Raw genomic sequence first — 26059 nt, 5'->3', positions numbered from 1 at the left:
CTGATGACAAAATTATAAAAAAATTATTAACTCTTAATTAAGAATTAACAAAAAAATAAGAAAAAGAAAATAAAAAAAAATTTCTTTGGCAACGATTAAAAAACGGTAACGACCTTATTTACGCAGCAATAGCGAGTTACTACACCCGTATCGGAATTCGATAAAAAGATATAATCACCAGGTTTACCTAACGTAAACTCAAACAATTTTTTATTAAGAATCGGCAATAAATCATATTCTGCCAAGATAATAGAGACGGACTCGTTAAGTTCCAATTTAAAACAAGTTCGATTTTTAAGGAATGGCTTGTCTTTTAAAGATTTATTGCGAAGAAATTCCTCTTCGCGATCTCGAACCTCTTGAAGAGTTTTTAATTGAAGGGCTCGTAATTTATTAAAAGCTTCTTGATGATCAATGACTGCACTGAGAAGAAGCGGATCAACGAACATAAAATTAAGTTTACAAAAACCGGGCTTTTTAACTTCATAATCCAAATAATTAAGAATAGACGGGTTATCGTCAAAGCCCGTCAGCAAAAGATAAACGGCTTCCGCAAGCTCCGGATTCGGAAAAACCAACGTACCCAAAATATCAGGATCTACTTTTTCCTCTCCGGAAATAATTCGGGCCTTCTGAAGTAAAATAGCGTTAAGTATATCCCATTCAAAATTGATTCTATTAATCGGAAACCCAGGTTTCTCAAGGTAATTTTTTCTTAAAAATCGACCTAATATGGCATACCATGAAGCCGGATTATTCCGTAATTCTTCCGGCTCATTCAAAAATCCGTATAAATTAATACGAGAATTATTCGGTAGACGATTGAAATCGATATTCAGAGATTTGACGGTGGATTTTTTCGATTTCTCTTCAAAATCAAGGTTATGAATGGGCTCTGTAGTTTTTGCTTCTTCGACTTTACAATCGTCTTTTTCGGAAATCATTTCGACAAAATCGTTAAAAGCATGTTCTGCCTTTAACGAATATCTAATCTCAAACAGATCATCTTGTCGGACTTCTATCTTACGCAATGTTTCATAAGTCGTTAACACCCGGATTTCATTAAAAATCAGAACGGAGAAATTCATTAAACATAACATGGCAATCAAATAAGGATACATTTCAATAGCCTCTACACTTCAGAAAAAGATAGACTAACGTTCTCTCTTTAAAAGGTTTACAAGCTGATCTTCTAAGAGATAAGGTTATCGCTTCCGGTGTATTAACACAATCTTCAACGAATAAAACATTGCTTAGCAGGTTGATTTCTTCATAACAAGTAAGCTTCGGATTGGTAACTCTTAGTTTTAAAACTTGTTCTTCTTCATTGTAAATGAGTGCACCGCGCATTATTCCCGATAACTCCGGGTTTTTACTTATTCCTCTGTTAAATAAGAAAGCATGTATTTCATCATCTTCGGTAATCAGTTCTTCACGAATTTCTTCATAAATCTTTCTTAACCGCTTATAAAAAATATTCTCTTCACCCAAAATTTTATGCACGATAGCGTTTTTTTCATGGACTTCGCGACTTCGCGACTGCCAACAAACGGTGACTCCTAAAAGCAATCCCATTAATGACAAGCAGATAAGTATTTCGATTAAAAGAAAAGGTTGTTTACATCGTTTCATAGTTTAAAAAAAACATCCCTTCGGCAAGAAAATCGTAATTTTTCGGATAAAACCAAGGTAACTTCCAAGTCGATTAGCCAGCCTTCCTTATCGTCTTTTTTCACATGATTTTTTATCTTAACCGTGTAATCACAGTTAATGAAACGAATAATCCCGTTTTCCGAATACAAGAACAAATCGGGATAAACGATTCCGGTCTCTGTCCAATCTTCCGAAAAATTTTTAGTCGACAATCGTTCTTTAACACAAAGAAAAGTATGAACGAACGCCTTATCCAAAAGAGAAGACATCTGCGACTCAATAAGCTTTACGTGATTACGCATTCTGCAATGCGAATAAAATCGAACCATAGGAATGAGCATTGTCATAATGAGAGAAAGAGCCAAAAGCACCTCCAATAACAGAAAGTTTCTTTTGAATCTTCTCGCACCGGAAACGGTTCGAATACTATGAAAAAGTAATCGTTTTTTCATAGGCTTTGCCCTTTAAAATAATTTTCCGAACTGATGCTCCTCCTAAAGATCCATCAAAAAATATCAACAAAGAGTCGTCTAAATTCGGATTTCCGGAACAAGTATCTATAGATTCGACACCTTTCAATATTACGAGCTTATTCGTTAATCTTCGTGTTTTTTCAGGAAGCAATTTAGTTGCTTTGATTTCGGAAACGTATATACCTTTTTCTTCCTTTCGAATAGACAAATGAACATCGGTATCGTAGTAAACGCAACATTTGCCGGCTAAACCGATTTGACGGGTCAATTCATTACATGAATGCTCAAACATCATTTTATATTGATTTTCAGACAATACCCCGGAACCGAGAAAAGCCAATATCGGAGTTAAAATACCGATAACTATTAAGATTTCTATGAGACTTAACGACTGTTTTCTTCGGTTAAAACGATCAGGCGTTGTTGATAGGAATTTTTTTCGAATATACTTTAATATCATCGGTACCTTCCTGGATTTCGACTATCAAATCATGTCCCCAACCATCCTTAAGAACTTTATCTCCGTTTTTACAAAACGGTGAATTTTTAACGAGAACCCTGTAATCGGAAACTATCTGATCAAGAGATCTATCACCGGTAGCGTATTCCATCATCAAAATATCATAAATTTTTGCACAATTTTGATGTGTTTGAAACTCTTTGCCCTTGTCCACACTACCCTTCATATTAATAGCTAAAACTCCGCCAATCAGACCTATCAGAAAAATAACTATCATGATTTCGATCAACGTAACGGATCTTTTTTTTCTATTATTATACATACATTTTCTCCTTCAAAAACCGAGTCCGCCCGTCAAGGGCACTAAGACTGCTAACATTACGAGAGCAATAATGCCTCCCAAAAATACAAGAATCAAAGGCTGACTCCAAAATACGAACATTTGCAGGAACCTACGAACTTCCTCATCATAAATATCCGCTAAATATCCGGAGGTTGTTGAAAGATCGCCGGTATCTTCTCCTAAAGCGACCATCTGAATAACCGTTTTAGGAATAAAGGGATATACGGCTAATTCCTGACTGAGACGACCACCCGCAACCACACGATCCATCGCTTCATCAACGGCTGTTCTAAGACTTTCCGGATTTAATGATCGTGAAGCTATAGCCACGGCCGTTACGAGGTTGCTGCCTCCCTGCAATAACACGTTCAATACTCTAAAAAACCGTCCTAAAGACAATTTAATAATGAGTCGTTTGATAAAATCAGCGATCATTAACGCATTCATAACATGTTTTTTAAGTCCCCACTTTCGGTGAAAGAAAAATATCAATCCTCCTCCGGTGAAAAATCCTAAAAATAAACCCCACTTGTAAGTACAGAGAAATTTGCTGGCACCGAAAACAAGTCGGGTCGTTGTATTAAGACCGCTTTCTTCAAAAACCTCTTGTAACGAGGGGACTACGGCAATCAAGAAAAAACCGATGACCCCTAGAGAGAATAAAAACAAAGTCAGCGGATAAGATAAGGAAGACAGCAGTTGCTTTTTAAAAGCGGCTTCAGAGGTCAAATTTTCTTCCAGACGTAGTAAAGCTCCTTCAAGATCGCCTATCGATTCTCCGGATACAATCGTGGTTCTATAAAAATCATTAAAAAACTCGGGATATTCAAGCATAGCCTGAGATAAAGGAATGCCTTCTCGCAATTTATCGCTTAAAAATCGGATAACAACTCCTAAAGAGTCTCCGAAAAACCGTTCTTCCAGATTACGCAAACTTTCATACGCCGGCAAACCGGACGATATCAGCAGCCTTAACTGCTTAGTAAATAAAATCAATTGAGCGGCCGAGCATCGCTTTTTAACCGCCTCGGTTCCTTTTTTTTCGGTTAAGGATAAAATATGAAAATTACTTTTTAAAAGCTTTTCGCGAGCCCCTTCATAACTATCGGCATTTATAAAAGCCTTCTTTTTCCGCTGACGTTCATTTAAGTAGGAATATTGAAATAAAGGCATCGTACAAAACTCCTATTCAGCTTTTTTGGCCACACGAAGTAATTCGTGCACTGTAGTAAGGCCTTCAAGGACTAACTCCGCTCCGTGATTGAGAAGCGGTTTAAACCCATATTCATAAGCACGGGTTTTTAATAATTCGCCGGAAGATTTTGTAGCGATAATCGATTTCAGATCGCCGATCGGTTGAAAAAGTTCATAAATACCATGTCGAAATTTATACCCGGTTCCGAAACAATGTTCGCAACCTTTTCCCTCGTAAACCGAATCTTCGGCACAGTGAATCTCACGCTCATGAAAAAATTCTCTTTCAACGGAAGTCATTTTTCTTTCTGCAGCGCATTCCCGACATATTTTACGAACAAGTCTCTGAGCAACAATCCCCTGAATCGTCGAAGATAATAAATAAGACGGAATCCCCATATCGGTCAACCTGGGAACAGCGGCCAAAGAATCGTTCGTATGCAATGTGCTTAATACTAAATGTCCCGTTAATGATGCCTGTACGGCTATTTCCGCCGTTTCCAAATCACGAATTTCACCTACCATTAAAACATCAGGATCCTGCCTTAAAAGATGTCTCAACCCTTGAGAAAAAGTAAGACCTATTTTCGGTTTAACCGCGACTTGTGAAATACCGTTTAACTTATATTCGGGAGGATCCTCAATCGTCATAATATTTGAAGATCGATCAAGCAAACTCTTAACGGCGCTGTACAGAGTCGTTGTTTTTCCGCTGCCGGTCGGTCCCGTAACTAAAATAATACCTTCCGATGAAGAGAGAAGGTTGCGAAAAGAACTCAGCATCACATCCGGCATGCCTAAACAATCCAGATCGAGTAATACATTGCCGCGATCCAAAATTCTCAAAACGATTCGTTCTCCGTTAATAACAGGTACGGTGCTGACACGCATATCCACGTCTTTACCGCCGATTTTTAACTTAATACGACCATCCTGAGGTAATCTATGTTCGGCAATATCTAATTTTGCCAGTACTTTAATGCGTGTAATCAAAGCCGAACGATATTCGGCCGACGGAGTATGTCTAATTTGCAAAACACCGTCAATCCTGTAACGAATCTGCAAAATATCTTCGAAAGGTTCAAAATGAATATCCGACACTCTTTCGTTAACGGCTTCCTTAAAAATCAAATTCAAAAAATGGATAACGGGAGCGGAATCCTTAACACCGAAAAGATCTTCCTCATCTTCGGAAACCTGTTCGATAGTGGATACAGTGTTTTCCTGATTGGAAATCCGATCCAAAAATGCGGAGGCTTCGCCTTCACGATTACCGTAATAAAGATCTATAGCCGTTAATATGGCCGCTGGACTGTACTCGATTAAAACGCATGGTTTATCGAAAATTAATCTCAATTCATCGATAACTTCAAAATTATTCAGATTCTCCGTAGCTACAATTACCCGGTCTTGCTGCTCTTCCAACGGGAAAATCTTATGTCTCTTCAAAAAATCGTAGGGAATAATTTTTAATAAGTCCGAAGAACACTTAGAGAGATCAATTTCATTATTTGCCGTCATATTCTTTCCCCAACGAAACATCGAAAGCGGGTACACTTGAAGTCAGCTTCTTCGCCTCTTCAATGAGACGCTTTTTATACAAATAATCTCGCGCATGCATCAATTCAAGATCCAACTCTTCCGAATCGCCGAGACGACGAGATAAGAGGGCTTCTTTATAGGCTTCATCCTTCATAGCTCCATCATGAAGAATCTTAGGAGTTATGAAAATAAACATTTCCGTACTGTTCTCCGCGGTATTTGACATACTGAATAGTTTGCCTATGCCAGGGATATCACCTAAAAAAGGAATGCCGTCTTTACCGTCCGAAGAATTTTTTCTTCGAAGTCCACCTAAAATAACGGTCTCTCCGTCGGCAATTCTTACGTGATTCGTGATATGTCTTCGTGTAACGTCTGGTCGATCATTAGGACTTTTTCCTGTGGTATCAAACATGATATCCGTATCCAAGGTAATGAAAGACTTACCTTCGCCGTTTTCTTCGTCTCCGATATTAACCGTGGGAATGATTTTAATTGTTATACCGTATTGAGCACGGTTATACTGGACCTTATCTTTATCGGAAGATATGAGAATGGACATCTCTTCCACAATTGCAATAGTAGCCGGAGTTTGATTCATCGTTACAATCGAGGGACTGGCATTAATCTGAATATCTTCCTGAGCTAAGAGAAATTGATAAGCCAGATCATAACCCGGAACGGAAGAAGATCCCTTATTTCCGATTAAAAATTCCAAAATTCCGGTAGCAGCATTCCAAGACAGTGCCGGAGAGAAACTTTTTTTACAAACCTCCTCGCCCAGACGTAACAAATTTAACCCGGATCGTCGTTGATTGACAATCTTCCTTTCGAACAAAAGAACTTCGATTTGAATCATTTTCTTAGAAACATCCAATCTCTTAAGCAATGCTTTAATGTGGGGTAAGGTCTCTTTTTCAACGACCATGATTAAGGTACCCGTTTTCAAATCGACAATGAAATTACCGGGTTTTGCGGACAAACCGGTTAATTTAGTTTGCGGAGCAGGGGATTCCATCCGATTTCCGGATAAAGAGGACCGAGTCGTTAGCACCCGACCATCGGAATTAACGGATAATACATTATAAACCTGAGATAATATCGAAGCTAATTCTTCGGGGTCGGAATGCTTGACGTTATACCAAAAAACAACCTTGTCATTGGAGTTTTCGATACCTTCTTCAAGTCGATAGACCAAATCCATAGCCTTACGCACATCACCGGTATTACCGCTAACGAATAATGCATCCGATCGACTCTGTAAGGGAAGGATCTTCAATCCCGAACCTTCTTTTTCCAAAGAAAAAGCGGCTTGAAGAATAGCCATCATTTCCGAAGCATCGATTTTACTTAATGTAAGGATACGAAAATCCTGTTTGGAGCAGTCCGGCCCAAGAAACTGATACAATTTCAGAATCTCCGAAATATCGCTTACGCGCCCGAATAAAAACAGTTTTCCTCCAATCACCTCATGATGAACGGATTCTCCGTTAATGAATTTTTGCAGGATCAACTGATCGGCTTGAATATCCGGATTGGAAGATGAGAAAACATAACATACCATGTCTCCGGGAGACATTAACGACAATTGATTAAAATCGGCTACGATAGAGCTGACGGAAGCAGTATTCGAAACGGCAGTTAATTGTTTTATCAACGGAGAAAGAGACTGAACCGAGATGCCCGATCGACTTAGTACCAAACCTAAAAATTCATCCCAACACTCTCTCGGCACCGGAATATGCGAAACAACGGAAATTTTTCTGGAACCGATTTCGGGAGGAATAAGGTATATACATTCCATACCTCCGTAATCGGAAATTAAATCATAAACGGTCCCTTCAGGGTGATGCCATAATGAATAATCGCCGGAGGTATTTAAAGTACGGCAGTGAGCCGCCCACAACTCCTGTGCTTCTCGAATATCCGATTTGATCCGTCTGATTTCACTTAAAATCGGAAAAAAAACGTCATCGGAAAGCGAACCACCGGACTTTCCCAATTCAAAAGCCCGATCATATAAGTGTTGAAGTTCCCTATTCCATTCAACCATGGCTTCATTAAATTTTTGAGCTTGTAAAGATGTGGCCTTATCGGAACCGAGAACCTTATCACCGGAATTCAACAACGTTAATTTCTCGGAAATCGTAATTCCTGAAAGAGGGTGGGTAAGAACCAAAGTGAACGGGACGCAGTTAATAAGACGACACAACAATTTTCTCATTTTCCAACCTCTATATCACGATTGAAAGTGCTTTTATCCTCAGCAGATCGATAAACGCCGGAAGAATGCGTCATATCACCGAAAGCGACACTTTGATGTTTGAGACGCAAAATTACGGGAAATACGCTCGAACGAGAGGCACTGAACATATGTCCTTTCAGAAGATAAGTATTGCCGTCTTTTTCCATGCCGTCGAAAACAAATAACGGCTCCATCAATTTACCGGAAAGATATTCCTCTAATTCATGTGCCGATTCGATCTTTCTCCATCCTGAAGACGATCGCAATAACCACTCATTTGAATTTAACGAAAATCGTTGTCCTGTGGTAGTTACAATCGTAGGACTATTCCAGGTCTTCAGACCTGCATATTCTATTTCGGCGGTTAAATCTTCACATTCCGTTGCAGGCTGAGGATACCGTATCAAATTCAATATCTGCTTTCTGATACCTCCGATATCCCAAAGTTCGAAAACGGCGCATTTTTCATCCATCCGTTTTAAATATAAAATCGGAAAAGAACTCGAATCCGATTTCGGCTCTTTATGAACCCAAGCCTCTCCGTCCCACAATAAATACTCACCGACACTCATGAATCGACAATAATTTTCACCCTGCTCATCCGAAAAATCGAATCGTTCCTTAGCTGCAGCATATAAATATTCCGGTCCGCCATGCATTACAAGAAACAGATCTTTGCCTATCCGACGCATCTTCTGTTTTACGGGAAACGAAGCATCAACTTTATTTTTCCCTAAAAACCACTCTCTATTATTCTCGATCTCCTGAGCCCTAAGAATGAAAGTTTCGCAATCCGGTTTTGAATCGGTTTTACTTCCCCCTCCGACATTAACTTCCAAGGAAAGCCCATCATCGGCAACGCGCACGATTTCAATCCACAAAGAAGCCGTACCTTGATGATCTTCAAAAAAATAATGAACATCCGGAATAGCGATCGAAGACATGTCTTCGATCGAATTCAAATACTTTTTAAAACGAATAAAAAACTTCTTTCCGATTTCAAGTTGTTTCGAACTCTTACTTTTACGAAAACTCAAAACCGGACCTTGCCCCGCTGCATCCGGTCGTAAATTCATTCCTCTAAAAATCAGCTCATCTTTCAAAGAAGGCATTCCGACTTTAGGCTCACGATAAACCAGCCCGAATCCTACCTTACTCAACGTCATCGATTCCAACCGTTTTTTGCTTGAACCGACTGAGCCGAGATGACGATTATTAAAAAAATAATTGCCAAAATCCGAGAACTCCTTGCCGGACAAACATAAAACTCCGGATAAGGCACAAGACAAAACAATGATCCAATACCGTACCCTTATTAAGCGATACATAGATAAACTATTTATTTGCCAAATGAATAATAAAAGGATTTAAGATAGCTCAAAAGAAGAATAATTTCAATTTATATTGAATTATCATTGGTATTTTATAAAGATAACTCTATCTTGAATATGTTAAAGGCGTTTTTTTTAATTTCGATATAGACAGGGTAGTTCTTCCGGAATTTCTCTTTTCGTTAAATCGGTATAACCGTCCGACTTGATGATGATTGAGTTTTCCAAACGCACTCCCCCTATCCCCGGTAAATAAATCCCGGGTTCTACCGTTACTACCATGGACTCCTTCAATAAAATTTCCGCCGTTCGTCGATCTTGTCGATTAGAGGATAAATAAGGATATTCATGGACGGACATACCAATACCGTGTCCCGTTCCATGCATAAAGTATTTTTCATATCCGGCTTCTTTGATGACTGCGCACACGACTTCATGTATCGCTCCGCAAGACACACCTGCCTTACACAGTTTTAAACCTTCGATTTGAGCCTCTCTGACAATACGATAAACGGCTCTAAGTTCTTTTTTCGGTTTGCCCCAATTCAAAACTCGAGTCATGTCTGAACAATAATCATCCAATTCCACTCCGATATCAATCAAAACGATATCCTCGAAACACAATTTACGCTCACTTAAGGATGCGTGAGGGAAAGCCGTGTCTTCACCGAAAGCAATAATCGGAGGGAAAGCAGTAGCGGTAGCTCCTTGAGATGCCCAAAAAGTGCGAAGCTCCGTGGCCAAGCTGGTTGCAGTGACGTTTTCGTTCAATAAAGAACAAACCAAGTCATAACCCTCAGAGCCTAATTTTGCCGCAGCAGTCATTTTTTCCAATTCTTCAGGACTTTTGATCGAACGAATTCCATCAAGAAAAAAATTGACAGATACAAGCGAAGGACATTGCGAAAGAACGCGTTGATAAAAAGTATAAGTAACGGTAGCGGGATCAAATCCGCAATTGTTCATATTTTTCAGATAATCTAAAAACAAATCATCCGAAAAAGAAGAACAACAGGTTATCTCAATATCTTCGGAAATCAAATGCGAATACATTGCAACATCTATCGGAGCAACAAACAATCTGACTTCCTCAGAAGAAACAATCAGCTTACCGGAAAAAATCTTGCCTTCGGACAAATATTTCAAATCAACGGATTGATCAAAGATAAAACCTTTGAGTCCGCTTTCATTAAGATGTTGACGAACTCGAATCAGTCTTTCCATAAATAAAGACCTCCAATAAATCCTCTTCCGATAGCCGTTTCATTATTCTTTGACCGTCAAAAGCCGTTTCCGGTTTACCGATGGACCACAAATGCTTCAGCAATTCCGCGTCGGTTCCGGGTAACGACACAAAACCACCATATCGCGACCTTCGAGAGACGCAAGAATCTTTATCTTTAAGATAAAGATCAAGAGAAATATATTCCAAATGTGTTCTTAAAAAAGCGACGGCTTCAGATTGATTCAACCCCTCAGGTACAGCCATAAGCCTTATTTTTGTATTCTGCTCAAATTCGAAAACGAAACCGAAAGATTCAAACAGATCGCAATGCTCTCGAAGCAGGTTCACATCTTCATAACTAAAGTCCGGAAATATCGTTTCTACTAAAAATTGTCCACGCCCGAGAGTTTTCCGATTCATAGTCGTCGTTTGAGCTACGAATATAATGTGACGTATCGCTTTAATCCTATCTACAAGATAGATCCTATCGTTCTCACCGGCCAATAAAAACTTTCCGATCCCGGCAATGCAAAAAACATCAACCATAAAGGGCAACTTTTCTTGTCCATCTTTTGTGTCTTTTTCTACGTAGATAAACTCTTTTCGCTCATTCAATGCAGTGTACCTTGAACCCACCGGATCCGGACCGTCACCTTCATCCATCCGTTGCGAAATAAGTACGTCATGTCTCATAAATTCTATCGCATTTAACCGATCCGATCGCTCGACGACAAATTGATCGGTTTTTACGAAATCGTTTTCTCGAATGTGTGAAGTGAAAACTTCCGGCGCCGAACAACTGCCGGACAAGGAAACTAAAGCATTCGAAACTTCATCATATATGAAAGATCCTACTAAACTCTCTCGTCTAATACGAATATCTCTCTTTTGAGGATGAATGTTTACATCATACCAACCTTCAGGCAAAGTGAGATGTAAAATGAAGGCAGGATACCTATGAATGGGGATGAAAGCCTTATAAACCTCGTTGATTTGATAACTTAAAAACGAACATTCCACACATCGTCCGTTAACAAACCATTTCTGCCCTAATCTGTTAGATTTATGAAAAGCAGGATTGCCGATTCTACCCACCAATTTTAATGCTCCTCGAGATGCCGATAAATGAATCCCGGAAGAAAAAAAAGACTCTCCCATGAAGTAACGAATTCTGTTATCGAAATCCATTTCACGTTCAACAAACAATTCCTCCCGACCCTCACTAATCCATCGCCACTCGACTTTCGTTCTTGATAAAACCATAGATTCGATAAGCTTGCGCAATTTATTCCGATCGCTTAATTCCGTTTTTTGAAAACGTCTTCGTACGGGAACGTTATAAAATAATGAAGAAACTTCCACGGTCGTGCCGCCGGTACGAGGATATCGTTCGGTCTTATCGATTTTTCCTCCCGTAATCCGGAGAATGTACCCGTATCCCGAATCATCCGAAGAAGAGTATATCGTGGTTTCGGAAATAGCTGCTATCGAAGCTAAAGCTTCTCCTCTAAACCCTAAAGTAGACAAAGAATATAGATCATCAAAAGACGATATTTTTGAAGTCGCGTGTCTTTGAACGGACATCTCCAGATCTTTTTCGGTCATCCCCGAACCGTTATCTCTAATGATAATACTGCCTTGTCCTCCGCCTATCGTTTCTATTTCAATGAAATCGGCACCCGAATCCAATGCATTTTCAATCAGCTCCTTAACAACGGAAGAAGAATCTTCAATAACCTCTCCGGCTGCAATTTGATTAATGATATGCGACTCTAAAAATCGAATGTTTCCTTTACGGCGCGTCTTAATAATCGGACTCCTTATTTTATTTACTCAATCTACCGGATTAAGAAACTCTATTGATAACCGATATGAAATAAAATATCTATAACCCTTTATTAAACAATTAAATAAAATTAAAAATGATTTTTATTTAATAAAAAACATTGAATTAACATTAAAAATATAAATATAATTGTTTCTATATTGAATAATTTATATTTTTTGGAGAAATTTCATGACAAGCTCCGGTCAAAACCCTTCTAACAAAGGACCTAAAGTCTCGGCTTCTTTCGGAAAAAAACAACGTAGTAAACTGGCTGAAATCGCCGCTTATAAAAAATCTAAAGAGGGCGATTTCGATCAAGGTTATCCTCTTCCCAGTGAAGAAGAAACCAAGCAAGCTCTTACGAATATTTTGGGTCAATTGGCTGAAGGAAAAAATCTGCAAGACATCTTGGGGCTCTCTAACACCGTTCTTGAAGAAATCTATACGATGGCTTACAGCTTCTACTCTCAAGGTAAGTATTACGAAGCCATTGGTCTTTTCCAAGTTCTGGCAGCCTCCAAACCCGGTTCTTATAAGTATATGTTGGGTCTTAGTTCCTGTCTCCATCAACTTAAAATGTATGATGAAGCCGCATTCGGTTTTTTCCTGGCCTTCGATAACGATCCGACCAATCCCATCCCTGCTTATTACATCGCGGATACTTTTTTAAAATCGGATCGACCTGAAGAAGCCCAAGACTTCATTGATATCACACTTAAAGTCTGCGGAAATAAACCTGAGTATAAAATGTTGAAAGAGCGTTGTCAGGTTATGTTGGAAGCGATTCACAATATGTTAAAAAGCAAAAAACTGAGTGCGAAACCCGCAACCTCCCCCACTAAAAAAAGTGCCGGCAAAAAAACAAGCGCAACATCAAATAAAAAATCGAGAAAATCCAAGAAAAAATAATCATAACCATTCATAGGGAGTTTAATCCATGAAACACCAAGCTCGTGATAAAAAAAGTAAAACCGTTGCAGCCAGACGAAGAACCGTTAAAGCCAAACCTCAACCGGTAGAAGCTCAACTCATCAATGAAACACAAGGAGTTTTAGAAACTTTTTCCGAACATTTTCCGATTTTGAACAATTTTTCAGAAAAAGACATTACCGGAATGATGTCTCTTCTTTCTCATCAGTTGAATAGCATTGACTATAATAATATTTTCAAAGGCGTATTCAAAAATTCGAAAGAAGATGCGGCTTTCGCCAAACAATTTACGTGTTTAGCCGATCATTTAAATAATATTTCTCAAATGATCACGAGAGATCTTCGTTAAGAAATAAAAAAAAACCATTTAAAAAGGATCTTATGGGTTTATCATCTTCTTCTTCAAGTTCGGACGGAGCATCCTTGATTAGACAACAAGTTTTGTCTTCAACTCCAAATATAAATCCCGATGCTAAGCTTTCCGCTAATGAAGTGCAGCAAATGCAGAAAGTCAAATCGGGAGAAACTTCTTCTATGGAAGCCGATGCGGCAAGCGTTAGCAAGTCTTCTCGAGGGGTATCCGAAGAACGGAAAATGGTCGAAGGTTTTGAGGTTACTGAAATGGAATCGGAACCTCAAGCTTCTAACGTTGCTAAGGGAAAAGAAATGAAAGCCTTAGGGTTATCCGGAACAAGCTCCATGGAATCCTTAAGTTCCGTATCGGCGATATCCTTGAAAGAAATCGAAGCTATCGTTAAAGGAGCAGCCGGTCAAAAAACGGAAACAATGATTTCCGAAACGCCCAATCTGCCCGCGCCTAAAGTCGTTCCGAGAAAAGAAGTCACCGAAATTGCTATGGCTTTGGCACAAGCTCTTTCCAGTTTGACGGATTCAACAATCGAAGCTATCAAAAACTATGCGGATACCGATAAACAAGCCCAAGAAATGAATAAAACGTCTCTGGCAAGTTCTCAGGCTACGATTGAAGAACAACGTACGGAATTCCAAAAAATGAAGGAGGTGGAAGGCAAACAACAAGATTCTAAAACTATGGACACCGTTAATGCCGTTTGTATTGCCATATCGGTAGTAATAACGGTCATTTCCATCATAGCAGCTATCTTTACCTGCGGTGCCGGATTAATAGGTTTAGCAGGAGCAGGAGCGGCAGCAGGAGCAGCAGGAGGCACGGCAGCAGCAACCGCAACTGCAGCAGCCGTTACGGCGACAGCAACGTCGGTAGCAACGACGACGGCCAGTCAGGTTACAATGCAAGCCGTTATCCAAGCCGTAAAACAAGCTGTTGTGGAAGCCGTAAAACAAGCCATTAAAGAAGGTATCAAAGCAAGCGTTAAAGCAACGATAAAAGCAGTCATCAAAAATGTCGTGAAAGCATTGATGAAGCAAATGTCAAAAATATTCCAAATGGGCAAATCCTTGATTAAGGAAGCTTTTCCTAAATTAGCTAAAGTATTTGAAGCCGTAGGAAACAAGTGGGTCGGACTCGCAGTCGGAACCGTTATTGCCGTTCCTCAGCTTGTAAAAGGTATATTCGGGGTACAACTTTCGGAAGCACAAAATCAATTGGCAGACATTCAAAAAGAAGTGGGTGCTCTTTCCGCTCAATCCGAAATGATGAAAATGTTCACGATGTTCTGGCAACAAGCCAGTAAGATTGCCTCCAAACAAACCGGAGATACATCTCAAATGCAAGACCAAATCGTAAAAACTTTCGGACAGATGAATAAAGCGTATAGATCAATAGGTCAAGGATTGGCTGCGGCCGTTTAAACTAAAAAGTTAATTATAAACATAAGGATATACACTATGACATCAGGAGTCAGCGGTTCCGGAGCTAATGAAGCCCAACAACTTCAAAACATTCAACAACAATTAGCCGCAGCAAAAGAAGGTTCCCAAGGAACCGGTAAGGGTCACGATACTAAAAATTCCACTTCCTTGCACCAACTTACGGAACAAGCCGCAGCCGGTATGGAGGAAATGATCTCCGAAGGACAAGTCGGTAAAACCAGTAAAAAAGACGCATCTACGGAAACAACGAAAACTTCAAAAAAATCGACTGCTTCCGGCAAGGACAACATCCAACGATCTACGGAGACGGCAACCGCTCAAGCCATTCGAGGTCCTCAAAGTACTCGAGCCAATGCTTATGAGCTTCCTTCCCTGCCGGAACCTTCTGCCAGCGTTAACGGTGTAGTTCTGAAAAAAAATATGGGTACTCTGGCTTTACTTGGATTAGTAATGACTTTGATGGCTCAAGCCAGTTCAAAATCTTGGAGTATGGATTTTCAACAACAGAACCAAGCCATTCAAAACCAAGTGCAAATGGCTCCTGAGATCGGTCAGGCCATTCGAACTCAAGCCGAGCATCAATCCGCTGCAACTCAAGCACAAGCTACGCAATCCTTAATTAGCGGTATTACAAATATTGCTTCGTTTGCCGTATCTGCAGGGATGGGAATTTTTTCCGCAGCAAAAGCTGCTTCCGGAGTAAAATCGGCTTCGTTTACTTCCGAAACGGCGGGGTCTGCTGCATCACAGGCCAGTACTACGGCAACAAATGTCGGCAGTCGGGTTTCCGGTTCCTTGGATGATATTGCGGGCGCGACAACCGGAGCCACTCAGCAAGCAACTTCCCGAGCAGCCAGCTCCGCATCCGAAATTACGCAAGGAACAACAGGAGTATTAGGTCAAACGGGATCCCAAGCCGGTAGAGTGGGGGAAAATGTAACGGGAGTCCTGGACGATGCCATTAACACTCCGTCTTGGAAAGATAAGTTAAGTAGAGGCATGAACGTTTTCAAAGAACAAGGAGGACGCGCAGCTGCGTTCGCCGGAGAAACTTTTGCAAAAAGCATGCAAGTGGCTCAAGTTATGAATCTTTTGTCTCAAGGTATCGACGGTATTGTAGGTTCGGTTTACGGATCTCAAGTAGCCGCACACCAAAAACAGGCAGGTATTGCCGAAGCACAATCGGCTGAGTTGCAACAGATGGCCAGCGTAATGGACAAATATGCGAGTCAAGCACAAAGTATGGGCGATCAGGCGCAAAGCACTGTCCAAAACGCTCTCCAAACCATACAAAACGTTGCCGACTCCATGACTCAAACATCGGCTGCCATTTTCAGCTAGCGTTTCAAGAAAAAGAGCAAATTTTTATCTATTACGGAAAATTTGCTCTTTTCACCGGACTCATGAAGATAAAGTTGATCCTAAACCCGATCCTTCAATTCCCGGAATCCACGTTTATAAAAAGATCCTTTCACGATATGACCCATATTGAGCTCTTCCGAATAAACCAGACGACAACCGACTGCCATCGAAGCTATTGCCAATAAAAGAGACGGTTCCATTTTTTCCTTTAAAAAAACCCATCCGAAAAACCCGGCAAAAAGGGGCATAATCAACCCACAACAAGATAAAAAAGTCGAAGAAAAGATTCTTAACAAGTAACCGTAAAGATTATAACAGATGATGTTCGAAAATACTAACAATGCGAGAAGCATTTTAAAAAACACCATCAAATTCGTTACGGGAATGGGATTCCAGGATTCCGAAAATCCCGAATGAATCAAGCTCATAATACCCGAAATAATCATTGCAATCGCATTCAGTCCTAATGGCGAGATGTTATGGACCTTTTCTATCTTCCGCATTAACGTCCATCCGTAACAGGCTATTAAAGTAGCCCCTATCAACAAAAATTCAGGTATGAACAGTTTTTTTGTTTCAGGTAAAAGCGGGTTGGAATGTCTCGAGTAAATCAAATACAAAACATATCCGATCATCCCTATGACAATACCTAAACATTTGCGAACGGAAAGACGCTCTTTTAATTGCAAATAAGACATTAAAGCCGTGATGAAAGGCGATAATCCGAAAATAAAACTGGCTTTTGAAGAACTCAGAAACGGTAAGGCATAAAATTCCAATGCGTTTGCCAAATAAAAACCCGTAAACGAAAGAGCCAAAATACTCGGCAAGGATTTACGAGATACCCCTGCAAATACCTTTTTCCGAAACGACAAACCAAGAATACATAAAAGCCCTCCAGCCGTTATCATTCTGACTCCGGTCAAAAATAAAGGAGAGGAAACTTCAAGCGCACTTTTACTAAAAGTGAAAGAAGACGACCAGATGAATAAAGTAACAAAGACAAGCACTATTCTCATAGAAAGACATTTTATGAGATATTCCGTTTTTACCCTAACAAAATCAGTTACCGTTAAAAAATGAACTTTAACCGTTAAAAAATATTTTTTGTTCTCTCGACTAAATACTTTTCACTAAAACTGAGTTTCAATAGCATCTATTAAAGATTATTAACTCAAATGCATGATGACAATGAATATATTTTTTGAAAACGACAAGATTTCTTTAGATTCCAAAACTACGGCGGAAGTTTTAGCTCAGTCCGTTAGGCCGCATTATGATTTTGTAGGTGTTTTAATCAATGGAATCCCTTGCGATTTTTCGCAAGAACTTCAGGATGGAGATGAGATCAAATTCCTGACTTTTGAAGACCCCGAAGGATGCGATATCTTTCGTCACAGTTCGGCGCACGTCTTGGCGCAAGCCGTACTACGACTTTATCCCGAAGCCAAACCGACTATCGGACCGGCAATCGATCAAGGGTTTTATTACGATTTCGCCGATTTGACCATTAACGAAGAAGATTTACTGACAATAGAGAAGATTGCTAACGATATCATCAAAGAAAATCTTCACATTAAAAAGAATGTATTTTTAAACAAGGAACAGGCTTTTTCTCATTTTTCAAACAATGATTTCAAGCAACAAATCATTGCCGATTTACCTGAAGAATCATCAATCACTTTGTATAGTCAAGGAGAATTTTCCGACCTATGTCGAGGTCCTCATCTCAAGCAAACCGGGCAAATTAAGGCCTTTAAAATTTTAAAGACCTCGGGCGCTTATTGGCGAGGAAATCCCAAAAATCCGATGTTAACACGTATTTACGGAATTTCTTTCCCTTCCAAAAAAGAGTTGGATGATTATTTAGCTCGTATTGAAGAGGCTAAACAACGAGATCATAAGATTCTAGGCCCCAAATTACATTTGTTCTCCCATCAAGAATGTGCTCCCGGTATGATCTTTTTACATCCGAGAGGCATGGTTATGTGGAATGCTCTGATCGGCTTTTGGAAAAAACTCCACCTTAAAGATGGCTACGTTGAAATTTTAACTCCCCAGCTCATGTCTCGAGAACTTTGGGAAATCTCCGGACATTGGGAAAACTATAAACAAAACATGTATACCCTGGAAATAGATGAAAAGGACTATGCTCTGAAACCGATGAATTGCCCAGGCTGTATGCTATATTACAAAACCCAAACTCGTAGCTATAGGGACTTTCCGTTAAAAATTGCTGAAATCGGTCACGTACACCGACAAGAAGCTTCCGGAGCGTTATCCGGGTTAATGCGAGTCAGAAGTTTTCATCAGGATGACGCACATTTGTTCATTTTTCAGGAGCAAATAGAAACGGAAACTCTTCGCATTTTAGATCTGGTCAATACACTTTACGGTACGTTCGGATTGACCTATCATCTGGAACTTTCGACAAAACCGGATCAAGATACGATCGGTGATCCGGAATTTTGGGAACAGGCAACGATTTCCCTTGAACAAGCTCTTATAGCTTGCGGCGAACCGTTTAAGATCAGTAAGGGCGAGGGAGCATTTTACGGCCCGAAAATCGATCTACACGTCAAAGATGCCCTAGAAAGAACCTGGCAGTGCGGCACCATCCAATTAGACATGTTCCTACCGGAGAGATTTCAATTGGAATACACTGCTTCCGACGGTTCCAAAAAAGTTCCGGTTATGCTCCATAGGGCTTTGTTCGGTTCTATCGAAAGATTTCTAGGCATTCTCATTGAACACTTTAAAGGTAAATTTCCTTTATGGATAAGTCCCGAACAAATAAGAATCTTAACGGTAGCCGATCGGCACGAACCGTTTGCTCAAGATTTATATCGAAAATTATTAAGTGCCGGATTCGTAGCCTCGGTCGATTCTTCTGCCGAATCGGTAGGAAAAAAGATTCGTAATGCTCAAAACATGCAGGTTAACTATATGTTAACGGTCGGAGACAAGGAAATGGATCAACAATTCGTAACGGTGAGAGTCAGAGATACGGGTGACGTAAAAAGCATGTCTTTCGATGCCTTTTTAAAAGCAATTCTTGAAGAAAAAGAGTCCTTAAGTTTAACTCCTTTTCTCTAAAAGAAAAGTAATAAGTGCCTTTATGAAAATAATAGCCATCAGCAGTTTTAAAGGCGGCACGGCAAAAACGTCGACAACACTTCATCTTGGAGCCGCTTTATCAGGCTTTCATGGTTCCAGGGTGCTTTTGATCGATTTTGATGCTCAGGCAAATTTAACTTCCGGATTGGGATTGGACCCTGACGGGTACGACAGTCTGTCATCAGTACTTCAAGGCGAGAAAACCATTGAAGAAGTGATTTTACGTACGGAATATGAAAATTTGGATCTTATCCCAGGGGACACGTGGTTGGAGAGAGTCGAAATTACGGGTAATTTGGCCGGCGATCGTTATTCCCATGAACGTCTCAAGCATGTTTTGACTCCCCTAAATTCAAAGTATGATTTCATTTTTATAGATACTCCGCCCTCTCTTTGTTGGTTAACGGAATCGGCATTGATAGCTGCTCATTATACCTTAATCTGTGCTACACCGGAATTTTATAGCGTTAAAGGCTTGGAACGACTATCCGTATTTATTCAGAGTATTGCAGCCAGGCACCCTCTCTCCGTTCTAGGGGTTACTCTTTCTTTTTGGAATCAAAGAGGCAAAAATAATGAAGCTTTCAAGCATCTGATTCAAAGAACTTTTCCGGGCAAATTACTCAACAGTAAGATTCGACGGGATATTTCCATTTCTGAAGCGGCGATTCACGGGAAACCGATTTTTAAAACTTCCCCCTCTACCAGAGCCGCCGAAGATTATTTGGAACTTACGGACGAACTTTTATCGCATTTTTAATTATGGTTAAGCTTTCCGCACTTCTAGAAAAAAGATTTAAAAAATCTCATTCCGAAAAAATTGAGGTTATGGCTCAAAAGAGCTCTGAAGGACATCTTAATTCTTTCACGGGACTTTTTGAGGTTCGTCCTCTTAAAGAAGATGAATTCAATAAGCTGCAAACTCTTTTAACCGATTATGAATACGAAGACTCAAATCCGGAAGGGTGTCTTCAAGATCTTAATTCCTTAGCCTCTCTTTCTTCCGAGATTAAAACGATCCATCATCAATCCGTTATTCTTCACGGGGAGCGGATTAAAAAAGCTAAAGAAATTTTGAAAAAATATAAGGACGGAGCTTTTTCAGCGTGGTTAATGCTCGCCTATGGCAATCGTCAAACTCCGTATAATTTTTTGGTTTATTATGAATTTTATTCAAAAACTCCTCTTCATTTAAGACCTGCTTTAGAAAAGATGCCCAGACAAGCGGTCTACGTACTTGCGTCTCGTCAAGGCGATGAAGATAAAAAACAGGAAATTATCAATAATTATCACGGTGAAACGAAGAATGCGGTTTTAGCCATCATAAGACAAACCTTCCCTCTCGAATTCACTGACGGAAGGCGAAAACCGGCTATAGAAACTGCCATTACCTTTCTGGATAGGGCTTACAATATATTGAAAGATTATGCTCCGGATTCTAAACTGACCGAAGAAAAGATTTTCAAATTGAAAGATTTACTGGAAAAATTTGCAATCATAAAGAATAAAATAACGGAGAATTGACATGGCTCAGTCCCAAGAAGACGCTTTACAAGATAGTTTATTTCTAATTATCGAAGGTAATTTAAAAAGAATATTTGCCACTAAAACGGGTTATACAACCTTTAGAGAAATACAGAATGTTATTTTTAACTGCACAAACGGAAATGAAGATCTTGCTAACTTTTTCTTCGAACTGCTGATTAACGGAAAATTAATGAAAACAGATCTTACGGATCATCAAAAAAGGAATGCTCAATCCTTAATTTCCGATTTTATGATTCCCATTAGGGTAGCTAAAGATATTCATGAAAGAGGCGAATTTATGAATTTCATTACTTCCGATATGCTGGTTCAACAAGAACGTTGCGTGTTCATGAATAGATTGGCTCGAGTTGACGGGACGGAATTCCTCATCATGGGAGACATTCAAAACACCTGTCATTTAACTCGACATTTTCTATCGAGATTATTGGAAGCTCAAAAAAATCCTACCGGAGAAAAGAATCTCATCGAAATTAAAGACGATCTTTTATCTTTAAAAAATTACCTTGATCTCCTTTTGACCAATTTAAATATATCGGAGGAATAAGGTTTTTTTCTTTAAAAAAACATAAAACGGCATAATAATTTATATTGCATTTCCGGATGTAATATTATGAAAATGAGTAAATAATGAATAAAAAGCGCGTTTTAACCGGGGATCGTCCCACCGGCAAATTACACGTGGGACACTGGGTCGGCTCCATTAAGGATCGGTTGAAATTTCAAGCCGATCCTCAATATAGTTGTTTTTTTTTAATAGCCGATTTACATGTTTTAACAACGAAAACATCCAAAGATCAGACTATTCAAATCAAAGAGCATATTAAAGAAGTTCTCCTAGACTGGCTATGTTTAGGCATAGATCCTGAGCAATCGGTGGTTTACTTGCAATCTACCGTTCCTCAGATTTATGAATTACAACTCATATTATCCATGCTTACTTCTTTAAATCGTGTTTACGGTATCCCTAGTCTAAAAGAAATGGCTAGAAACGCCACGATTGATGAATCAAGCATGTCTTGCGGTCTGATAGGCTATCCCATCCTACAAGCAGCCGATATTCTTTTAACCAAGGCAAATATCGTTCCCGTAGGAAAAGATAATGTCCCGCATATCGAATTTGCGAGAGATATAGCTAAAAAATTCAACGGTTTATACGGAGACGTGTTTCCCGAGCCGTTTACCGTTACCGATAACGGAAGTACTTTAGTCGGTACTGATGGAGCAGGAAAAATGAGTAAGTCCGCCAATAATACAATTTATATTTCGGATGATGCCGCCTCTGTGAGACATAAAGTTAAAATGATGTATACCGATCCGAATAGGATTCATGCAACGACTCCGGGTAATGTGGAAAATAACCCCGTCTTTATGTATCACGATGAATTTAATCCTAACAAAGATGAAGTCGCCTCATTCAAAGCTCGCTATAGAGAAGGAAAAATAGGAGATGCGGAAATCAAAAATCGTTTAGCCGAGGTAATTAATGATTTCTTAGAACCTTTCAGAGAACGACGACAATTTTTTGCCAATCAACCTGATCGACTGACTCAAATTCTTAAAAAGGGCTCTGAACAAGTGGAACCTATTGCTGCTCAAACGTTACGAGATGTACGAGATGCTATGGGGTTAAACTTTTTTTAGGCTTTCACGGCTATGACATTTCGATTAAATGCTTCCTTCCGACCTTGCGGAGATCAGCCGCAAGCTATTGAGCAATTGATTCAAGGCATTCGATCGGGTCGGCGATCCCAGGTTTTACAGGGAATCACGGGTTCCGGAAAAACTTTCACGATCGCCAACGTCATTCAGGAATTAAATCGTCCGGCTTTAATCATTGCACATAACAAGACGTTGGCCGCACAACTTTATCAAGAGTTTCATAGTTTTTTTCCCGATAATGCCATAGAGTATTTTGTTTCCTATTACGATTATTATCAGCCCGAAGCCTATATAGCTCGTACGGACACTTACATAGAAAAGAGTTTATTGATTAACGACGAAATCGATAAACTCAGATTATCGGCGACACGCTCCTTAGCGGAACGTAGGGACGTTATCGTTATTGCTTCAGTGTCATGTATTTATGGTATAGGTTCTCCCGAAAATTATTTGAATATGACGCTGAATTTACGCGCGGCGGAAATCTATTCCAAAGATCATGTGGCGTTACAGCTATTACAAATGCATTATGCTGCAGTTGAGAGCCATCTTTTCAGAGGTTCTTTCAGAATACGGGGTCACGTAATAGACATTTTTCCGGCTTACGAAAGTAATTTCGCCGTTAGGCTAGAGTTTAAAGATGTCGTTTTAAAGCAAATTTTAACCTTCGATCCTAATCATGGTTCAACGTTTTCCGCTTTGGACGAGATCACGATTTATCCGGGCTCTCATTATGTATCATCGGAAGACGTCCGACTTAGAGCCATAGAATCCATAGAAGCGGAATTACAAGAACATCTTTCTACTTTTAAGGATCGTCCTCTTGAACGGGAACGATTGTTTAACAGAACTCGATATGATATGGAAATGATTAAAGAAATCGGATTCTGTAAAGGCATAGAAAACTATTCTCGTCATTTTTCAAATTCCCCTCCCGGAATGCCTCCGAAATGCTTATTGGATTATTTTCCGGAAGACTATCTACTGATTATCGATGAATCCCATCAAACATTACCTCAAATGCGAGCTATGTACCACGGTGATAGAGCCCGTAAGGAAACTTTGGTTAATTTCGGATTTCGGTTACCATCAGCTTTCGATAACAGGCCCTTGAAATTTGAAGAAGCCTATCGATTTTTCAGGCAAGTTATTTATGTCTCCGCTACTCCCGGTAACAACGAACTACATGAAGTCGAACATAAAGTTATTGAACAAGTCATTCGTCCTATGGGAATTCCGGATCCCTTAATCGAAATTCGTCCCGCAAGCGGACAAATGAACGATATCGTTGAAGAAATACGTAAACGAAGTAACAAAAACGAACGGATTCTTATTATCTCATTAACAAAAAAATTAGCTGAAGAGATTGCCGCTTTCCTGGAAAAAATAGGCATCAAAGCTCGTTATTTACATTCCGACATTAATATCCCCGAACGAACGCGCATTCTTTCCGAGCTAAGAAGTGGTGTTTTTAACGTATTAATCGGAGTCAATTTACTTCGAGAAGGCTTAGATCTTCCCGAAGTATCTCTGGTTGCAATTTTAGATGCTGATAAGGAAGGATTTTTACGAAGTTCTTCTTCGCTCATTCAAATTTGCGGTAGGGCTGCCAGAAATATCGAAGGCACGGTCATCATGTACGCCGATGGAATAACGGCTTCCATGCAAAAGACTGTTGAAGAAACGGAAAGAAGACGCATACTCCAATTGGCTTATAATTCAAAATACGATATCACTCCCAAAACGGTAATTAAAGATATTCATCCGGAACTTTTACCTAGCAACGGCATTGCCAAATCACACCGACATAACCGTAATAAAAGACCGGCTTGTCAAGAAGAAATGGCCCCTCCGGATAAGTTAACTTTAAAAGAATTGACACTTCGTATTAAAAAATACGATAACTTGATGAAAAGGGCCGCTAAAGAATATCGATTCCAAGAAGCTACCGATTATCGAAATTTACTTGATAAATACAAAGCCGAGCAACTCCGAAGAAAATCATGAGGTTATCCATGTTAGAAGAAGCAATCGTAATGATTGAAGGAAATGAAATTTTAGATTCAAGAGGAAACCCGACCGTTGCCGTAAAAATCACCACAGAGAACGGTTTTCAAGGAGAAGCATTCGTCCCATCGGGAGCTTCTACGGGAGCCAAAGAGGCATTGGAGTTAAGGGACGGCGACTCTTCTAGACTCCAAGGGATGGGTGTTTTATCGGCCGTTCACAACGTCAACACGACGTTGTCCAGACTCCTTATAGGCGTCAATGTCTTTGACCAAATCTTAATCGATAAAATGATGTGCGATTGCGACGGATCCGAAAATAAAATGAACTTGGGAGCAAATGCCATTCTCGGAGTATCTCTTGCCGTTGCTCATGCTGCCGCAAAAGCCGGAAATATGCCGTTGTATAGATACATAGGAGGTACTTTTGGGATGACACTGCCTTGTCCGATGATGAATTTAATTAACGGAGGAGTGCATGCCGATAACGGTTTGGAATTTCAGGAATTTATGATTCGTCCTATCGGAGCACATACATTCGGTGAAGCTCTTATTATGGGAGCTTCCGTGTTTCATACTCTTAAGAAACTGTTAAAAAGTAAAAATTTATCAATATCCGTCGGAGATGAAGGGGGATTCGCTCCTCATCTCGGTTCAAATCAGGCCGCTCTTGAAATTTTAATGGAAGCCATTGAAAAAGCAGGTTTTGTTCCCGGAGAACAGATATCTCTGGCTCTCGACTGCGCGGCCTCTTCTTATTATAACGCTAATCATACTTACGGAACCGATAACCGATCGACGGAAGAAGAAATTAATCGTCTGATAGAGTTATGTACTCGATTTCCTATAGATTCCATAGAAGACGGTTTATCCGAAACCGACAAGGAAGGATGGATCTCGCTGACTGATAAATTAGGCAGTAAAGTTCAACTGGTCGGAGATGATTTCTTTGTAACCAATCCTAGAATCATCCAAGAAGGTATCGAAGAAGGTATCGCAAATGCGGTTTTAATCAAAGTCAATCAGATCGGGACTCTTTCGGAAACTGCGGCTGCCATTAAGTTAGCTCAAACCAACGGTTATGCTACAATCGTTTCTCATCGCTCGGGAGAAACCGAAGATACTACTATTGCGGATCTTGCCGTCGCATTCAATTGCGGCCAAATTAAAACAGGATCGTTATCACGATCCGAAAGAGTAGCCAAATATAACCGATTGTCGACTATTGAAAATGAACTGGGCTACAAAGGTAATTTTAAAGATTCGAATCGATTTGCTTTAAGATAAAGTCAGACCTTAACGGTATCAAATTTACTTACCGGCGTACTTTA

Annotated in this window: 23 protein-coding genes; 11 read left to right on the top strand and 12 right to left on the bottom strand. The window is 39.8% G+C overall.

Translation table 11 applies throughout. From position 1 onward, the window contains the following. Positions 1-95: 95 nt before the first annotated feature. From RSA43_03720 to mutL, 11 genes are all read right to left on the bottom strand, one after another. Positions 96-1121 (bottom strand): hypothetical protein, encoded by a 1026-nt coding sequence (locus tag RSA43_03720; GenBank protein ID MEG2496388.1) that lies wholly within the window; start codon positions 1119-1121, stop codon positions 96-98. 1 nt (position 1122) lies between these two features. Then, complete coding sequence (locus RSA43_03715; protein ID MEG2496387.1) at positions 1123-1632, bottom strand: DUF1494 domain-containing protein; 510 nt, start codon at positions 1630-1632, stop codon at positions 1123-1125. Continuing rightward, entirely contained in the window at positions 1629-2105 is a 477-nt protein-coding gene (locus RSA43_03710) for a hypothetical protein (protein ID MEG2496386.1), read from the bottom strand. The genes RSA43_03715 and RSA43_03710 overlap by 4 nt, the downstream gene beginning before the upstream one ends. Further along, positions 2080-2586, bottom strand: coding sequence for a hypothetical protein (locus RSA43_03705; protein ID MEG2496385.1), 507 nt, complete (start codon positions 2584-2586; stop codon positions 2080-2082). The genes RSA43_03710 and RSA43_03705 overlap by 26 nt, the downstream gene beginning before the upstream one ends. Continuing rightward, complete coding sequence (locus RSA43_03700; GenBank protein MEG2496384.1) at positions 2540-2908, bottom strand: type II secretion system protein; 369 nt, start codon at positions 2906-2908, stop codon at positions 2540-2542. Before RSA43_03700 ends, RSA43_03705 begins: the two co-directional genes overlap by 47 nt. Before the next feature lie 12 nt (positions 2909-2920). Next, on the bottom strand, positions 2921-4102 hold the full coding sequence (locus RSA43_03695) for a type II secretion system F family protein (GenBank protein ID MEG2496383.1): 1182 nt from the start codon (positions 4100-4102) through the stop codon (positions 2921-2923). A gap of 12 nt (positions 4103-4114) precedes the next feature. Then, positions 4115-5644, bottom strand: coding sequence for a GspE/PulE family protein (locus RSA43_03690; GenBank protein ID MEG2496382.1), 1530 nt, complete (start codon positions 5642-5644; stop codon positions 4115-4117). After that, positions 5631-7889, bottom strand: a complete 2259-nt coding sequence (locus RSA43_03685; protein MEG2496381.1) for a secretin N-terminal domain-containing protein — start codon at positions 7887-7889, stop codon at positions 5631-5633. The genes RSA43_03690 and RSA43_03685 overlap by 14 nt, the downstream gene beginning before the upstream one ends. Continuing rightward, the gene (locus tag RSA43_03680; protein MEG2496380.1) at positions 7886-9076 is read right to left on the bottom strand and encodes a hypothetical protein; all 1191 of its coding nucleotides are present in this window, start codon (positions 9074-9076) and stop codon (positions 7886-7888) included. The genes RSA43_03685 and RSA43_03680 overlap by 4 nt, the downstream gene beginning before the upstream one ends. A gap of 300 nt (positions 9077-9376) precedes the next feature. Then, on the bottom strand, positions 9377-10465 hold the full coding sequence (locus RSA43_03675) for a Xaa-Pro peptidase family protein (protein ID MEG2496379.1): 1089 nt from the start codon (positions 10463-10465) through the stop codon (positions 9377-9379). Beyond that, positions 10431-12251, bottom strand: a complete 1821-nt coding sequence (mutL, locus tag RSA43_03670) for a DNA mismatch repair endonuclease MutL (GenBank protein MEG2496378.1) — start codon at positions 12249-12251, stop codon at positions 10431-10433. Before mutL ends, RSA43_03675 begins: the two co-directional genes overlap by 35 nt. Positions 12252-12483: 232 nt before the next feature. On the opposite strand from mutL, the gene RSA43_03665 reads away from it, so the two are divergent. The 4 genes from RSA43_03665 to sctE are packed head-to-tail and all read left to right on the top strand — an operon-like array spanning position 12484 to position 16377. Continuing rightward, the gene (locus RSA43_03665) at positions 12484-13203 is read left to right on the top strand and encodes a SycD/LcrH family type III secretion system chaperone (GenBank protein MEG2496377.1); all 720 of its coding nucleotides are present in this window, start codon (positions 12484-12486) and stop codon (positions 13201-13203) included. Positions 13204-13231: 28 nt separating this feature from the next. Beyond that, positions 13232-13573 carry a hypothetical protein gene (locus tag RSA43_03660; protein MEG2496376.1) on the top strand — a complete coding sequence of 114 codons (342 nt, stop codon included), beginning with the start codon at positions 13232-13234 and terminating at the stop codon, positions 13571-13573. 32 nt (positions 13574-13605) lie between these two features. Then, the gene (locus RSA43_03655) at positions 13606-15015 is read left to right on the top strand and encodes a secretion system protein (GenBank protein ID MEG2496375.1); all 1410 of its coding nucleotides are present in this window, start codon (positions 13606-13608) and stop codon (positions 15013-15015) included. A gap of 36 nt (positions 15016-15051) precedes the next feature. Then, positions 15052-16377, top strand: coding sequence for a type III secretion system translocon subunit SctE (gene sctE / locus RSA43_03650; GenBank protein ID MEG2496374.1), 1326 nt, complete (start codon positions 15052-15054; stop codon positions 16375-16377). Positions 16378-16457: 80 nt separating this feature from the next. Here the strand turns inward: sctE and RSA43_03645 are convergent, their stop codons facing one another. Next, a complete protein-coding gene (locus RSA43_03645; GenBank protein ID MEG2496373.1) occupies positions 16458-17417 on the bottom strand; it encodes a DMT family transporter in 960 nt (319 codons plus the stop codon). A gap of 172 nt (positions 17418-17589) precedes the next feature. On the opposite strand from RSA43_03645, the gene thrS reads away from it, so the two are divergent. The 7 genes from thrS (at position 17590) to eno (ending at position 26015) form a co-directional block, all read left to right on the top strand. Further along, positions 17590-19494, top strand: coding sequence for a threonine--tRNA ligase (gene thrS / locus RSA43_03640; protein ID MEG2496372.1), 1905 nt, complete (start codon positions 17590-17592; stop codon positions 19492-19494). Between the two features lie 22 nt (positions 19495-19516). After that, on the top strand, positions 19517-20275 hold the full coding sequence (locus RSA43_03635; GenBank protein ID MEG2496371.1) for a ParA family protein: 759 nt from the start codon (positions 19517-19519) through the stop codon (positions 20273-20275). Between the two features lie 2 nt (positions 20276-20277). After that, entirely contained in the window at positions 20278-21039 is a 762-nt protein-coding gene (locus RSA43_03630) for a CT583 family protein (protein ID MEG2496370.1), read from the top strand. 1 nt (position 21040) lies between these two features. After that, positions 21041-21607, top strand: a complete 567-nt coding sequence (locus RSA43_03625; GenBank protein MEG2496369.1) for a DUF5414 family protein — start codon at positions 21041-21043, stop codon at positions 21605-21607. Positions 21608-21690: 83 nt separating this feature from the next. Then, on the top strand, positions 21691-22704 hold the full coding sequence (trpS, locus tag RSA43_03620; GenBank protein MEG2496368.1) for a tryptophan--tRNA ligase: 1014 nt from the start codon (positions 21691-21693) through the stop codon (positions 22702-22704). A gap of 12 nt (positions 22705-22716) precedes the next feature. Continuing rightward, positions 22717-24729 carry an excinuclease ABC subunit UvrB gene (gene uvrB, locus RSA43_03615; protein ID MEG2496367.1) on the top strand — a complete coding sequence of 671 codons (2013 nt, stop codon included), beginning with the start codon at positions 22717-22719 and terminating at the stop codon, positions 24727-24729. Beyond that, positions 24726-26015, top strand: a complete 1290-nt coding sequence (gene eno / locus RSA43_03610; GenBank protein MEG2496366.1) for a phosphopyruvate hydratase — start codon at positions 24726-24728, stop codon at positions 26013-26015. The genes uvrB and eno overlap by 4 nt, the downstream gene beginning before the upstream one ends. Positions 26016-26059 lie beyond the last annotated feature (44 nt).

This window comes from Victivallaceae bacterium (assembly GCA_036659455.1).
Classification (GTDB): Bacteria; Chlamydiota; Chlamydiia; order Chlamydiales; family Chlamydiaceae; genus JAVXCN01.
This window is presented reverse-complemented; position numbering and strand designations above follow the sequence as displayed.

Bases quoted from the DNA above. Each gene is read 5' to 3' on its own strand.
- RSA43_03695 (MEG2496383.1), bottom strand. From the start codon at position 4,102: ATGCCTTTATTTCAATATTCCTACTTAAATGAACGTCAGCGGAAAAAG.
- RSA43_03660 (MEG2496376.1), top strand. From the start codon at position 13,232: ATGAAACACCAAGCTCGTGATAAAAAAAGTAAAACCGTTGCAGCCAGA.
- RSA43_03645 (MEG2496373.1), bottom strand. From the start codon at position 17,417: ATGAGAATAGTGCTTGTCTTTGTTACTTTATTCATCTGGTCGTCTTCT.
- RSA43_03680 (MEG2496380.1), bottom strand. From the start codon at position 9,076: ATGACGTTGAGTAAGGTAGGATTCGGGCTGGTTTATCGTGAGCCTAAA.
- RSA43_03625 (MEG2496369.1), top strand. From the start codon at position 21,041: ATGGCTCAGTCCCAAGAAGACGCTTTACAAGATAGTTTATTTCTAATT.
- thrS (MEG2496372.1), top strand. From the start codon at position 17,590: ATGAATATATTTTTTGAAAACGACAAGATTTCTTTAGATTCCAAAACT.
- RSA43_03665 (MEG2496377.1), top strand. From the start codon at position 12,484: ATGACAAGCTCCGGTCAAAACCCTTCTAACAAAGGACCTAAAGTCTCG.
- uvrB (MEG2496367.1), top strand. From the start codon at position 22,717: ATGACATTTCGATTAAATGCTTCCTTCCGACCTTGCGGAGATCAGCCG.
- trpS (MEG2496368.1), top strand. From the start codon at position 21,691: ATGAATAAAAAGCGCGTTTTAACCGGGGATCGTCCCACCGGCAAATTA.
- RSA43_03720 (MEG2496388.1), bottom strand. From the start codon at position 1,121: ATGTATCCTTATTTGATTGCCATGTTATGTTTAATGAATTTCTCCGTT.
- RSA43_03715 (MEG2496387.1), bottom strand. From the start codon at position 1,632: ATGAAACGATGTAAACAACCTTTTCTTTTAATCGAAATACTTATCTGC.
- RSA43_03685 (MEG2496381.1), bottom strand. From the start codon at position 7,889: ATGAGAAAATTGTTGTGTCGTCTTATTAACTGCGTCCCGTTCACTTTG.
- RSA43_03690 (MEG2496382.1), bottom strand. From the start codon at position 5,644: ATGACGGCAAATAATGAAATTGATCTCTCTAAGTGTTCTTCGGACTTA.
- sctE (MEG2496374.1), top strand. From the start codon at position 15,052: ATGACATCAGGAGTCAGCGGTTCCGGAGCTAATGAAGCCCAACAACTT.
- RSA43_03675 (MEG2496379.1), bottom strand. From the start codon at position 10,465: ATGGAAAGACTGATTCGAGTTCGTCAACATCTTAATGAAAGCGGACTC.
- RSA43_03700 (MEG2496384.1), bottom strand. From the start codon at position 2,908: ATGTATAATAATAGAAAAAAAAGATCCGTTACGTTGATCGAAATCATG.
- RSA43_03705 (MEG2496385.1), bottom strand. From the start codon at position 2,586: ATGATATTAAAGTATATTCGAAAAAAATTCCTATCAACAACGCCTGAT.
- RSA43_03630 (MEG2496370.1), top strand. From the start codon at position 20,278: ATGGTTAAGCTTTCCGCACTTCTAGAAAAAAGATTTAAAAAATCTCAT.
- eno (MEG2496366.1), top strand. From the start codon at position 24,726: ATGAGGTTATCCATGTTAGAAGAAGCAATCGTAATGATTGAAGGAAAT.
- RSA43_03710 (MEG2496386.1), bottom strand. From the start codon at position 2,105: ATGAAAAAACGATTACTTTTTCATAGTATTCGAACCGTTTCCGGTGCG.
- RSA43_03655 (MEG2496375.1), top strand. From the start codon at position 13,606: ATGGGTTTATCATCTTCTTCTTCAAGTTCGGACGGAGCATCCTTGATT.
- RSA43_03635 (MEG2496371.1), top strand. From the start codon at position 19,517: ATGAAAATAATAGCCATCAGCAGTTTTAAAGGCGGCACGGCAAAAACG.